Raw genomic sequence first — 12,559 nt, forward strand, 5'->3', positions numbered from 1 at the left:
AGACGTCAACAGCGCAGCGCCCGAGCACGCGCATGTCCGAACGCCACAGGCGCAACGCTCAAGCCCGCGCAGAACCCGAACGCCAAGCGCGCAAGTCAACCCGAGCCCGCGCGGGCCCAACGTCAAAAGCGCAACGCCCAAGCCCCCGCCGACCCGAACGTCAGCAGCGCCCGAACCGGCGCCGGCGGGCAGGTCAGGGGTGGAGGGCGCGGGCGGCGCGGGCGTACTGCGGGGGCAGCGGGTGGTCGGCGCCCAGCTCGAGGGCGGCGCGGCGCGGCCAGAAGGGGTCGACGAGGAGCTGGCGGCCGAGGGCGACCGCGTCCGCCTGGCCCTCGGTCAGAATCTTCTCCGCCTGGTGGGGGTCGGTGATGACGCCGACGGCGGCCGTCGGGAGGCCGGTCTCGCGGCGGATGCGCTCGGCGAACTCGACCTGGTAGCCGGGGCCGACCGGGATCGTGGCCGCCGGCACGTTGCCGCCCGTGGACACGTGGATCAGATCGGCGCCGTCCTCGCGGAGCAGGGCGGACAGCCGCACGGTGTCGTCGGCGGTCCAGCCCTCGGGCTCGACCCAGTCGGTGGCCGAGACCCGCACGAAGAGCGGCAGCCCGGGCCCGATCTCGGCCCGGACGGCGGCCACCACCCGGCGGGCCAGCCGCACCCGGTTGTCGAAGGAGCCGCCGTAGGAGTCGTCGCGCCGGTTGGAGAGCGGCGACAGGAACTCGTGGATCAGGTAGCCGTGCGCCGCGTGCACCTCGATCACCTGGTAGCCGGCGTCGACCGCGCGCCGGGCCGCCGCCGCGAAGTCGGCCACCACCCCGTCGAGCTCGCCGGCGGTCAGCGCGTGCGGCACCGGGCGGGTCTCGTCGAAGGCCACCTCGCTCGGGCCGACGACCTGCCACCCGCCCTCGTCGAGCGGCAGGACGCGGCCGCCCTCGAACTCCTTGGCCGTGCCGCCCTTGCGCCCCGCGTGGGCGAGCTGGATGCCGGGGACCACGCCCTGCGCCGCCATGAGCGCGGTCAGCCGGCGGTGCCCCGCGACCTGCTCGGACGACCAGATGCCGAGGTCGGCGTGCGAGATGCGGCCCTCGGGCGACACCCCGGTCGCCTCGACGAGGATCAGGCCGGGCCCGCCCGTCGCGCGCGCCCCGTAGTGCTGGACGTGCCAGTCGACCGGCTCCCCGGTGACCGGAGCGCTGTATTGGCACATGGGCGCCATCCACACCCGGTTGGGCAGGGTGACGTCACGGATGGTGAACGGGTCGAAGAGCGCGGCCATGATTCGACGCTAGGCCGCGATCAGGCGCAGCGGCCAGAGACGACCGTCACGCCGACTGCGGCTTGTACGCCCAGTGCCACGACTCACGCGGGACATTCTCCACGAAACCGTACTTGTCGGCATTGGCCCGCATCCACTTCAGCGCCTTGCCGTCCAGGTCGAGGTCGGTCGCCATGCCCCAGCCGTGCTCACTGGTGCCGGGCTTGGCCGCTAGCCCGCCCTGCGAGTAGAGGCCCTTGCGCCGGGCCAGATCGACCTGTTCCTCGTACGGACGGTAGCTGTCGGTGATCCCGATGTGCACGCCCTGGGCCTTGGCGTCCTGCATCATCCGGTTGAGGTTCTCGGCCGCCGGCGCCCACAGCTTGTGGCCGGTGCTGCCGACCTTCTCCAGCGCGCCGGCCGGGATCTTCCCGTTCCCGTACGCCGCCAGCTCGGTCGGAATCCCCTTGCTGTTCAGCGTGTACGTCTTGTTCGCCGCACTGGCCGGCGTCGCGTTCTGCGCGCCCATGGCGTTCTGGAGCACCGACGCGAACGCCGCGCCCGAGGCGGTCGTGGCCCCGGGGGCGCCGGCGGCCGTCGTGGCCGGAGCGGTCTTCGTCGCCTGCGCGGTCTGCAGCGCGATCATCCGGCTCTGGATGTCCGCGATCCGGTTGTTGATCCTGTCGATCCCCACGGCGGGTCCTCCGGCTGCTCGGCGGGCTAGGGTCTGTTTCGGACGGGATCGCCGGGCTGCGTCCGGCCCAGCTTCCGCCTGGCCGCACGCCGCGAACATCCCCATCCAACACCGGGATGAGGGCGCCCGCGGCGCACACCCAGACGAAACCTGGACTCGGCCTCGCTCCGACGCCCCGGCCGAAACAGACCCTGACCCCTGCCTCTTCGGCGCAACCGGAGGACAACTGAGCTGCTACCGCCGGTTTCACACCGCCAGCGGCAGATCGATCGTGTGCGCGGTGTGGGAGATCTTGGCCTGGAGATAGCGGACGTTCGCCGCGGAGGCGTGCACCCCGGTCGGCACGACGTGGCGCACGTCCACCCCGAGACCGCGCAGCTGGGCGGCCTTGTCCGGATTGTTGGTGAGCAGGTCCACGGCCGGCGCGCCGAGCGTGGTGAGCATCTGGGCGGCGGCGGTGTAGTCCCGTTCGTCGTCCGCGTGCCCCAGTGCCCGGTTCGCCTCGTACGTGTCCATGCCCAGGTCCTGGAGCGCGTACGCGTCGAGCTTGCTGTAGAGCCCGATGCCCCGACCCTCCTGCCGCAGATAGAGCAGGTAGCCGCCGACGCCGGCGATGCGCTCGACGGCCTCGCGCAGCTGGGGGCCGCAGTCGCAGCGCTGCGAGCCGAACACGTCGCCGGTCAGGCACTCCGAGTGTGGTCGCACCAGCGGCACCGCGGCGTTCTCCACGTCGCCGAGCGCCAGCGCGAGGTGCTCCTTGCCGTCGGCGAGGCCGTGGAACGTGACAACCTGCGCGGTGGTGCCCCACCCGTCCGCGAACTGCAGCGGGACGGTGACACGGCTACGGATACCCAGCGGCATGACGACTCCTTAAGCACTTGACGCTTCAAGTACGAGGTCGACCGTACCCCGCACTTGTTAAGGAGTCCACGCAGCAAACGTCACAACGGATCAAGAAAGTCAGGAAGGAATAGTGGCGGGCTCGCGGACCTCGTTGCCCTCGATGCGGTCCCGGACCTCCAGATCGAGCTCCGAGACGCGGTCGCTGCGGTTCGGCAGCAGGTTCGTGACCAGCACCAACAGGCAGCCGACGCCGGCGTAGAGGCCCAGCACGAGCAGGTGGCCGCCGATCGGCGCCGCCGGGAAGTACAAGTTGTCGCGGACCGCCTGGACCCCGGCGCCGGTCGGCAGATTCTCGCCCAGCACCCGGCCGAAGGCGGGTAGGAACTCGGGCAGGATGCTGGCGCCCGAGATGACCGTCCCGACCGTGAAGTAGAGGGCACCGACCAGGGCGCCCCCGGGCCCGAGAAGGGCCACCGCGCCCGCCGTCGACGCGGTGATCGCGAGCGAGACGAGCCCGAAGATCGCGAACATCTCCCCCTGGTCCGCCCCGGTGCCGACCCCGAACCAGCTCATCGACCACAGGACGACGGCCGCGCTGCTGAGGGCGTACACGATGAGGGTCGCGAGGTGGCCCAGGCCGCGCTTCCAGGATCGGCGGGTGCGCGGGATCAGCCGCCCGAGTCCCAGCGAGGCGATCGTCCCGCCGAGGGCCAGCGCCTGGGTGAGAAAGCCGAGCGAGACGCCGTTGACGTCGTCGGTGGGCAGCGGCACCACGTCGCTGACCGCGGGCGGGGTGGCGAGCGTCTTGGCCTGGGCGATCGACACGGTGTCGCCCTCGCGGGCCAGCGCGGCCAGCTGCTCCTCGTTCTGCTGGGCGATCACGCCGGTGTAGGTCGTCCGCAGCAGGTTCGCGGCGGCCGACCCGGCGGCCCCGGCGACGTAGAGCTGCGGCTGCACGCCGGTGACGTCGACCCCGCCGTAGATCTCACGGCGCTTGATCGCGGTCTGCAGCGCCGGCACGGTGTCGTAGCTCTCGACCCGGAAGGCACCGTCGCGCTCGAGCAGGTCGATGATCGCGTCCTGCTTGACCACGGGCGAGATCAGCCCCACCGGTACGTCGTGCGGGGCGGCCTTGTGCCCCATGCCGAGGTAGTACGCGGTCAGCACCAGCTGGACCACCGCGCCGGCCAGGCACACGACGAGCGCGAAGCGCCGGAACTGGCGGACCGAGGTGATCGGACTGGACTCTGCCATGAGATCCAGGGAACCATTTTTCGCCACCCCGGCCGCGCCGTTTCCCTAAAAGGGGACGACCCGCTCCCCGCACCGGCCCCGGATGAATGAGTGAATCGTCACAGCCCGGCCCCCGCGCGGATAGCGCGGGGCTGGCCGGAATGCGCAACCCGATGTTTTACCTGGGACAACGGACGCCGACGGCCGTGACACCGGCCCGGCGATATTTTCGGGTGGCCCCTCGGGGCCACGACCCGGGCGGCCCGGCCCGAAATCCCCGTTGCCCCAGGTCACTTGAGTGTCCAGTAAGGACATGGATGGACCCGCCCCCGCCCCGGGTGTGTCCTTTGTGACGACGGGCCACCCTCGGCACCCACCGGTTGACGTGCAAGTTGCACACTCATAGTGTCAGATACGTGACCGGCGGTACTGGCCTCGACGCCATTCCGGCCCGGTCCCGGTGCACTCGGCGTGCATTCTTGATCGGCCGACCGCGAGGAGTTCTTGGTGAGTGTCAGGATCGGCATCAACGGATTCGGGCGGATCGGGCGGTCACTCCTGCGTATCGCCGCGGAGCACCCTTCCGCAATCACCGTCGCCGCCATTAACGACATCGCTCCGGTGGACCGTTTGGCGTACGGGCTGAAACGCGACAGCCTGCGCGGCCGCTTCGCCGGCTCGGTGTCGGTGGCCCCCGGCCGGCTCATCGTCGGCGACCAGCCGGTGTGGACCTGGCACGAGGCGCAGCCGGCCCGCATCCCGTGGGCGGACGCCGGCGTCGACGTGGTCATCGAGGCCACCGGCAAGTTCCGCGACGGCGACCTCGCCCGCACCCACATCACCCACGGCGGCGCGCGCAAGGTGGTCATCAGCGCCTCCGCCGACCGGCCCGACGCGGTGCTCGTGTGGGGCGCCAACCACGAGACGTACGATCCGGACCGCCACGACGTCGTCTCCCCCGCCTCGTGCGGGGTCAACGCCCTCTCCGTGCTGGCCAAGGTGCTGCTCGACCGGTTCGGGCTGCGCAGCGTGCACACGACCGTGGTGCTGGCGGCGCAGGGCTGGCAGAAGATCCACGACAGCCTCACGGACACCTCCCGCAACGACCCCCGGCTCGGCCGCGCGGCGCAGACCAGCATCCTTCCCCACGACCACGTGGCCGGCGACCTGGTGAGCGTCGTGCTGCCCGGGCTCGGCCCGATCCGCTACAGCTACTACTGCGTGCCCACCCCGGTCGGCTCGCTGGCCGAGGTCAGCGGCTTCACCGACCGCCCGGTCAGCGCCGAGGAGGTCAACCGCGCGATCGCCGAGGCCGCGGCGGGCCCCCTGCGCGGCGTCATCGACTACGACCCCGACCCCACGGTCTCGATCGACGTCCTCAACAACCCGGCCTCCTGCCTCTTCGACCCGTCCGGCACCCGTACCTCGGCCGACGGGGGCGTGCAGGTGCGCGGCTGGTTCGACAACGAGTGGGGCTTCTCCAACCGGCTCCTCGACCTGGCCCGGCTGCTGGGGAAACGTGAGCCCGTGCCGGCGGGCGCGGGCCGGGCGCCCGAGGTCGTCCCCGCCGCGGTGTAGAACTGACGGGTGACAACCAGCAAGGACGCGATCGAGGCCGCGGCGCGGCGCCTGGCCGGCCGGGTGCGCACGACGCCGGTCCTCGACACCGGCGACGTGCTCTACAAGCTCGAGCTCGTGCAGCACGCCGGCTCGTTCAAGACCCGCGGCATGTTCAACAAGATCCTGACGGCGGCCGAGCAGGGCCTGCCCGAGGCCGGCGTCATCGCGGCGTCCGGGGGCAACGCCGGCCTGGCCGCGGCCTATGCCGCCCGCGAGCTGGGCGTCCCGGCCGAGATCTACGTCCCCGAGACCGCCCCGCCGGTCAAGGTGGCCAAGCTGGCCAAGCTCGGCGCCCGCGTCACCCGCACCGGCAGTGAATACGCCGAGGCCTACGCGGCCGCCGTCGTCCGGGCCGAGGCGAGCGGCGCGGTCTTCTGCCACGCCTACGACGACCCCGACATGGTCGCCGGCAACGGCACGCTCGGCCTCGAGCTGCGGGCGCAGGCCGAGTTCGACACCGTCCTGGTCGCGGTGGGCGGCGGCGGCCTGATCGCGGGGGTCGCGGCGGCCTTGACGGGTACGGCCAAGGTGGTCGCCGTGGAGCCGGAAAGCGCCTGTGCCCTCCACGCCGCCCTCGCCGCCCGCGAGCCGGTCGACGTCCCCGTCGCCGGGGTGGCCGCCGACTCCCTGGGCGCGCGCCGGGTGGGGCGGATCGCCTACGCGACGGCCGCCGGCCTCGGGCTGCCGTCGGTGCTGGTCAGCGATCAGGCGATCGTGGAGGCCCGGCGCCACCTGTGGGACGAGTACAGGCTCGCCGTGGAGCACGGCACGGCCGCGGCGCAGGCGGCGCTGACGTCGGGTGCCTACCGGCCGGAGCCGGGCGAGCGGGTCGTCGTCCTGCTCTGCGGCGCGAACACCGACCCGTCCGACCTTGCCTGACGCCCCGCTCGCGCGGCACCGCGCGCTCATCGAGCGGGTCCGGGACCGCTGCCGCCAGGATCCGGCGGTGACGGCTGCACTGATGTACGGATCCTTCGTGGACGGATCGGCGGACGAGCACAGCGACGTCGAGTTCTGGCTCTTCGGCCCGGTCCCCGACCCGGCCGCGTGGATCACCGGCGTCGAGCCGCCCCTCCACGTGGTCCGGAACGAGTCCGGCGCCCACGTCGCCTTCTTCCCCGGCCTCATCCGCGGAGAGTTCCACTTCGCTTCGGCGGCGGAGACCGGCCAGGTCGCCACGTGGCCCACGGGCACCGCCGTCGCCGTCCTCAAGGGCGCCGTCCCCGACCCGGCCGGCACGATCGACATGACCGCCGACGTGTGCGGCCGCTTCGCCAACTGGCTGATCCTCGCCTGGCACGTCGGGCAACGCGGCGAAACGCTCCGCCGGCGCGACGCCCTCGCCCACGCCCAGCGCCACCTGCTCTGGATGGCCCGCCTGGCCGCCGGCACCACCGAGCACTGGCTCACCCCGTCCCGGGCCGCCGAGGCCGAGCTGCCCGCGCCGACGCTGGCGGGCTTCGACCGTACCCATGACGAAGTCGAAGCGGCCTGGCACCTGGGCCGCGCCCTCTGGCTCGAGCTCGACCCCCACCCGCCGGGGCAGCTTTTCGCCGAGCTCGACCGCATCATGAACCGGTGAACGCCGACGAAGCCCTGCACCACTATGGACTGCACCCCACCGGCCCCGGCCTGACCGACATCCGAGCCATGCTGGTGGCCGAGACGGAAGCCGGCGTGGACGATCAGGACACCGAGCTGATGCTGCTGTGCTGCGTCCAGCTCTTCAACGCCGGCGACCCGGGCGACATCCTGACGATCTGGCAGGCCAAGAAGAGCAGCTTCGACGCCCACTGCGGCATCGACATCCAACTCCTCTGCGGCGCCGGCCTCGAAACCACCAAGAATCATCTGGCCGCCCACCCCGACCCGGCCGCCGCCGCGGCCCTCCATTACCTCCGCGAATGCGAAGCCACCGGCGACTTCGACGAGTTCACGGTGGCCGCCTGGTCCGACAACTACGCCTCCTACTACTCCGCCTGACGGTCCGAGCGCATCCCTTTTCCGCGCGTGTCCCTCATCCTCGACGTCCTGGCCGGGGCCGCCGGCTGCGCGCTGGTCGTCTACCTGATCTGGTGGGCGTCGCAAGCGGGACAGCGGACGGGCCGAGGTGAAGCGGGATGCGGCGCCGGCGGCACGGCGGGGCCGTCCCGGCGCTCGCGGCTTCCCCATCCGTGGCTTCTTTCCGCCGGTCGAGCTTCGTCGGCCGCAGCGAAGCAGCTTGGGCCCATGTCGCTGCACCACTCCTGCGGTGGCTGCACGTGGTCACGCCGGGGGTCGAGTGGCGCAAGATCTCGGACTGCGCCTCGTGCGAGGGACCGAGCTTTCCCCTTGTCCTGGAACCGAAGAGCCAAGCCTTTCGTGATGATTGGCAGCCGTATTCCATTGCCTTCGTCACGGAGAACGGCATCGGAGGACTACGGCGAACGCGGTACCAGCGGCCGCCGTGGCTGAACCGGAAGCCGGGCAGCAGTGCCGGGCGTCAGCTGCGCGGGTAGCTCACGAGACCGGAACAGGGACCGGGGCCGGGGCGGCAGGAAGGGTGAAGACCATCTGCGTGCCGCAGGCGTCCGGGGCGGGCTCGGCCGTGATCAGGCCGCCGTGGCGTTCGACGATGCGGCGGCAGATGGCGAGGCCGAGGCCGGTGCCCGCGTACGCCGGACCGGGGTGCGCCCGGTGGAAGTCCTCGAAGACGGCTTCCCGCTGCTCGGGCGGGATGCCGATGCCGTTGTCGGTCACCGCCACGCGAACCATGCCCGATTTGTCCAGCATGGCGGACACCGTGACCATCGGGGTGACGCCCGGGGCCGTGTACTTGATGGCGTTGCCGATCAGGTTGTCGAGGAGCTGGCGGGTCAGGACCGGGTCCGCCGTCACGGGCGGCAGGTGGCCGACCACGATCCGGGGCACCGCGCGGCCCGCGCCCTCCGCGTGGTCCGTACGGCCGGCGGCGATGTCGGTCACGACGGCCGTGAGGTCGACGCGGTCCGGGACCACCGCGGCGTCGCGGGAGGTGGTGTACGCGAGCAGGTCGTTGATCAGGTTGTGCATGCGGCCGGCCGCGCGTTCGATGCGGGCCAGGGGCATCGCGGCGTCGGGGCGGCCGGCCACGTCGGGGCGCATCGTCTCCGCCCAGCCCTGGATGGTGGTGAGCGGGTTGAGCAGGTCGTGGGCGACCACCCCGGCGAAGGAGCGCAGCTCGTCCCGGTGGCGCCGGTCCGCGGTGACGTCGTGGAACATGATCACGGCGGCCGAGCGGTCGGGCAGGCAGGTGGCGCTCAGGTGGATGACGCGGCCCTCGGGCACGCCCGCGTTGCGGATCAGGTAGTCGCGGCCGCCGGGGCCGGAGCCCTCGAAGGCTTGCCGATAGGGCATCTCGGCCGGGGCGACCGGGCTGCCGTCGGGGTGGAAGAGGCCGTAGTAGGCGCCGTCGCGGATGGTCCCGTCCGGTGAGGTGACGCCGCCCAGGAGGCGGACGGCGGCCGGGTTGCGGAGGATGTAGTTGCCGTGCTCGTCGAGGACGCCGACGCCCTCGGCCATGGTGTCGATGATCGTGGTGAGGAGGGCGGCCTGGTCGCGGGCGGCGCGCTCGGAGCCGCGGAGACGGTCGAGCAGGGCGGCGCGCTCGTCGCGGCTCAGGGCCAGGGCCAGGCCGACCACGGCGACGGTGCTGACGAAGAACTGGGCCGTGAGGGCGCGCAGCGGGACGGAGCCGATCGTCGCGAACGGGCCGTCGCCGTGCAGCGTGAACGCGACGGCCACGGCGCCGAAGACCAGCGAGTGCAGCACCACGAACGTCGTCTCCAGGCGCAGCCCGATCCACACCGTGATCGTGATCAGCGTGAACGCCAGGGGGAGGCCGTCGACCGAGCCGAAGATCACGAGGTACGCCGCGATGGACACAGCGGTGCTCACCGCGTACTCGTAGATGGGGGTGCGGCGGGGCGGCCGGGACCGGAGCAGCTCGCCCAGCGCGGCGCCGACCAGCAGGATCCCGGCCGTGTTGCGGGCGGTCCAGACGGCGGCGGTGTCCCAGCTCCAGGAGCCGGCGAGCAGGCCGGCGGCGGTCGGGCCGATCGCCGCGCTCGCCAGCGTGCTGAGGACGGCCGCCCCGACGACACGCCAGAGCTCGGCGAGCCGGGTGATCGGCGCGTCGCGCCACAGGCCGGGGACCCAGCGGCGGGCCAGACCCGCGAAGACGTACGCCTGCGTGAGGTTGGCCGCCACGAAGCAGGCGGCGAGCCCGGCGGAGGCGCCCGTCGCCATGTTGCCGGCGACCGTGATCACCGTCAGCGCCGCCGCGTCCGCCCAGTGCCACCGCGGCTCCCGGCGGCCGGCGAACCAGACCGCGAGCACGCCGGCGGCGGGCCACACCAGGCTGAGGTGCGTGCCGTCGAGCGTGGCGGACCGGCCGGCGAGCATGGCGACGAGATACAGCAGCGCGAAGGCGACTGTACGCGCGATGGGCCGGCTCACGGTCTCCCTTATCGGTCACCGCCGGACGAAATGAAGTGTCGCGAATCCGCCCGACGTGTTCCCGACACCGCCACGGCGTGCTTAGTCTGCGGACAACTCGCACCCGCTGGAGGCGGTTCCGATGTCCCTCGTACGCCCGGTCGACGCCGTCGCGTGCCTCATCCCCGACCGATCCCGCGCCGAGGCGGCGGCAGCGTCACTGCATGACGCCGGTCATCCCGCTTTTCCCGTACGCCCGGAGCGCCCCGCCCCGACCAGCCTCAGCGCGTGGGGCCCCGACACGACGATCATGCACCTGTACGACCAGGGGTTGCACCGTGGTCACATCCTGCTCGTGGTTCCGACCAGTCCCGATCGCCGCGAGGACGTGAGCCGCCATTTGTTCCGCCACGGGGCCCACGCCGTCTACTACTTCACCGCGACGTCCGTGGAGTGTCTCAGCGTGCTGGTCTGAGCCGTTCCCCCTTCGGTTCCTTCATGCCCAGATACGACCGGAACATCGGGTGCACCTGGAACTGCGAGATGCCCGCCAGGCTGAGATTGCTCTGCGGCCGCGGAACACCTCGAAGACCTCGAGCAGATGCGGATACTCGAACCGGTACTCCGCGGAGATGTCCTTGGCCCGTTCCTCGGAGTAGCGGCGTTCCGCCTCGCTCAGCGCGGCGTATCCGAGCGGCGCGGAGGTGAGTTATCCTCCGGCGCCAGCTCGACCACGTGCACGTGCCGGATTAGTCGCTCGCCGGCCGCCAGCATCGTGAAGATGGCGCTCTTCGAAGAAGCCGCGGTTGCCCAGAATGATGGTCTTGGTGCGGTCGGAGACCCGTTTGAAGGCCTCCGACTCCACGAAATAGTGTTCGAGACCCCGCTGTATGTCCCGTTCCGCGGCGGGCGCCCCGAGGTCGAGCGCCGCCAGGTCCAGCGAAAGGTCAGGGTTCATCGGCCGCACCGCCTTGTCAGGGGAGACTTCCACCCCTGTCGACGTGTGAATCAAGCGGCTTGGTACCTCTCAGAAGTCCGCGGGCTTGAACTTGCCGTCCGCCAGATGCTGTTCGATCTCCTCGAGACTGCGGCCGGTCAGTTCCGGCATCTTCTTCCAGAGGAAGACGAACGCGATGATGTTGAAGACCGCGTACATCCAGAAGGTCTGTCCCGTGCCGATGGCGTTCATCGTGCTGAGCAGGGTGAGCGTGATCAGCACATTGGTGCCCCACAGCGACGCGGATTGCGCCGCGGCACCCGCCGCCCGGGTCGCCAGCGGATAGATTTCCGAGCCGGTGAGCCAGCCCATCAGCTGAATACCGCCCGCGGTGAACGCCATGAAGGCCACCAGGGTCGCGACGATCCACGGAATCATCGACTTGCCGTCGTTGCCCGTCACGAAGAACGTCCCGAGGACGATCAGCGCCAGCGCGGCGAACGGCAACGTCAGCAGCGTCAGGCGCCGCCGCCCGACCCGGTCGATGATCGCCAGACCGATCAACTGCGCGATCAGGTACGTCAGCCCGAGCGCCACGGAGACGCGCAACGCCGTCGAGTCCGAGAAGCCGTTGTCGGTCAGGATCGTCGGCGTGTAATAGACGATCATCTCGATGCCGGACAGCTGGGTGAAAACGGCCAGTCCGCACCCGACGACGAGCGCCGGGCGTACCCAGGCTGCCTTCAAGCCGGACCACCCGCGGGTGCTGGCCTGCTTCTCGGCCTCCACATTCTCGCGAATGCCCTGCAATTCGGCGGACAGATCGCTGTCGCGGTGCCGCACCCGCCCGAGCGCTTCCTCGGCGCGATCGAGATGACCCTCCCGGGCCAGCCAGCGCGGGCTTTCCGGCAGCCGCAGCATCAACGCGAACATGATCGCCGCGGGCACGGCCGCCATGCCGATCGCCACCCGCCAGTCGATGATCTCGGCCGCCCCGACAATGGTCGCGATGACGATGCCGACCCCGATCGCGATCTGGAAGAAAAGCACCAGCCTTCCCCGGTACGCGGTGGGCGCCAGCTCGGCGACGTAGACCGGAGCCGTCTGCGTGGCGCCGCCGACCGCGAAGCCCAGCACCAGCCGGCTGAGCGACAACGTGATCGGATCCGGCGACAACGACGCGGCCAGCGACCCGATGACGAACACAATGCCGATCAACAGCAGCGTCCCGTGCCGCCCGCGCCGCTCCGCCAGCCGGCTGCACGTGAGCGCCCCGATGACCGCCCCGACCAGAATGGAAGCCGCGATCACCTGCTCCCATACGTGCCCGATGTCGAAGTCCTCGCCGATCTGCAGCAACGCCCCGGAGATGATGCCGGTGTCATAGCCGTAGAGCAGCCCGGAGATCGCGGACACCAGCGCCACGACGATCACTGAGCCGGTGAGCCGGTCGCCGCTCCTCGGGGCGGAAACTGCCTGTCCAGCCTGACTCATCGATTCCCCCCGGAGGTCCGCATCCAGT

12 protein-coding genes are annotated in these 12,559 nt (G+C 71.3%); 5 read left to right on the forward strand and 7 right to left on the reverse strand.

Features of this window, described 5'->3' with window-relative positions:
• Positions 1–193 precede the first annotated feature (193 nt).
• From RAN62_RS36045 to RAN62_RS36060, 4 genes are all read right to left on the reverse strand, one after another.
• A complete protein-coding gene (locus RAN62_RS36045; RefSeq protein ID WP_305789340.1) occupies positions 194–1,276 on the reverse strand; it encodes an NADH:flavin oxidoreductase/NADH oxidase in 1,083 nt (360 codons plus the stop codon).
• A 46-nt stretch (positions 1,277–1,322) separates the two neighbouring features.
• Positions 1,323–1,949, reverse strand: coding sequence for a M15 family metallopeptidase (locus tag RAN62_RS36050; RefSeq protein ID WP_305789341.1), 627 nt, complete (start codon positions 1,947–1,949; stop codon positions 1,323–1,325).
• Between the two features lie 246 nt (positions 1,950–2,195).
• Complete coding sequence (locus RAN62_RS36055; protein ID WP_305789342.1) at positions 2,196–2,810, reverse strand: GTP cyclohydrolase II; 615 nt, start codon at positions 2,808–2,810, stop codon at positions 2,196–2,198.
• A 99-nt stretch (positions 2,811–2,909) separates the two neighbouring features.
• A complete protein-coding gene (locus tag RAN62_RS36060; protein WP_305789343.1) occupies positions 2,910–4,046 on the reverse strand; it encodes an ABC transporter permease in 1,137 nt (378 codons plus the stop codon).
• 486 nt (positions 4,047–4,532) lie between these two features.
• On the opposite strand from RAN62_RS36060, the gene RAN62_RS36065 reads away from it, so the two are divergent.
• From RAN62_RS36065 to RAN62_RS36080, 4 genes are all read left to right on the forward strand, one after another.
• Positions 4,533–5,603 carry a type I glyceraldehyde-3-phosphate dehydrogenase gene (locus tag RAN62_RS36065; protein WP_305789344.1) on the forward strand — a complete coding sequence of 357 codons (1,071 nt, stop codon included), beginning with the start codon at positions 4,533–4,535 and terminating at the stop codon, positions 5,601–5,603.
• A 9-nt stretch (positions 5,604–5,612) separates the two neighbouring features.
• The gene (locus RAN62_RS36070; RefSeq protein ID WP_305789345.1) at positions 5,613–6,524 is read left to right on the forward strand and encodes a serine/threonine dehydratase; all 912 of its coding nucleotides are present in this window, start codon (positions 5,613–5,615) and stop codon (positions 6,522–6,524) included.
• Positions 6,525–6,591: 67 nt separating this feature from the next.
• Positions 6,592–7,227, forward strand: a complete 636-nt coding sequence (locus RAN62_RS36075; protein ID WP_305789346.1) for a hypothetical protein — start codon at positions 6,592–6,594, stop codon at positions 7,225–7,227.
• Positions 7,224–7,628, forward strand: a complete 405-nt coding sequence (locus tag RAN62_RS36080) for a hypothetical protein (protein ID WP_305789347.1) — start codon at positions 7,224–7,226, stop codon at positions 7,626–7,628. The genes RAN62_RS36075 and RAN62_RS36080 overlap by 4 nt, the downstream gene beginning before the upstream one ends.
• A gap of 516 nt (positions 7,629–8,144) precedes the next feature.
• Here RAN62_RS36080 and RAN62_RS36085 read toward each other — a convergent pair.
• Positions 8,145–10,121 carry a sensor histidine kinase gene (locus RAN62_RS36085; protein WP_305789348.1) on the reverse strand — a complete coding sequence of 659 codons (1,977 nt, stop codon included), beginning with the start codon at positions 10,119–10,121 and terminating at the stop codon, positions 8,145–8,147.
• A 121-nt stretch (positions 10,122–10,242) separates the two neighbouring features.
• On the opposite strand from RAN62_RS36085, the gene RAN62_RS36090 reads away from it, so the two are divergent.
• Entirely contained in the window at positions 10,243–10,575 is a 333-nt protein-coding gene (locus RAN62_RS36090) for a hypothetical protein (RefSeq protein WP_305789349.1), read from the forward strand.
• 234 nt (positions 10,576–10,809) lie between these two features.
• Here the strand turns inward: RAN62_RS36090 and RAN62_RS36095 are convergent, their stop codons facing one another.
• Together RAN62_RS36095 and RAN62_RS36100 are read right to left on the reverse strand one after the other, a co-directional pair.
• A complete protein-coding gene (locus tag RAN62_RS36095) occupies positions 10,810–11,058 on the reverse strand; it encodes a hypothetical protein (protein WP_305789350.1) in 249 nt (82 codons plus the stop codon).
• 69 nt (positions 11,059–11,127) lie between these two features.
• Positions 11,128–12,531 carry a sugar porter family MFS transporter gene (locus RAN62_RS36100; RefSeq protein WP_305789351.1) on the reverse strand — a complete coding sequence of 468 codons (1,404 nt, stop codon included), beginning with the start codon at positions 12,529–12,531 and terminating at the stop codon, positions 11,128–11,130.
• Between the last annotated feature and the right edge of the window lie 28 nt (positions 12,532–12,559).

This window comes from Symbioplanes lichenis (assembly GCF_030709675.1).
GTDB classification, from domain to species: domain Bacteria; phylum Actinomycetota; class Actinomycetes; order Mycobacteriales; family Micromonosporaceae; genus Actinoplanes; species Actinoplanes lichenis.

What these genes read in the sequence shown, in the direction of transcription:
- RAN62_RS36045 (WP_305789340.1), bottom strand. Translation starts at nt 1,276, where the DNA reads ATGGCCGCGCTCTTCGACCCGTTCACCATCCGTGACGTCACCCTGCCC.
- RAN62_RS36055 (WP_305789342.1), bottom strand. Translation starts at nt 2,810, where the DNA reads ATGCCGCTGGGTATCCGTAGCCGTGTCACCGTCCCGCTGCAGTTCGCG.
- RAN62_RS36060 (WP_305789343.1), bottom strand. Translation starts at nt 4,046, where the DNA reads ATGGCAGAGTCCAGTCCGATCACCTCGGTCCGCCAGTTCCGGCGCTTC.
- RAN62_RS36090 (WP_305789349.1), top strand. Translation starts at nt 10,243, where the DNA reads ATGTCCCTCGTACGCCCGGTCGACGCCGTCGCGTGCCTCATCCCCGAC.
- RAN62_RS36095 (WP_305789350.1), bottom strand. Translation starts at nt 11,058, where the DNA reads ATGAACCCTGACCTTTCGCTGGACCTGGCGGCGCTCGACCTCGGGGCG.
- RAN62_RS36100 (WP_305789351.1), bottom strand. Translation starts at nt 12,531, where the DNA reads ATGAGTCAGGCTGGACAGGCAGTTTCCGCCCCGAGGAGCGGCGACCGG.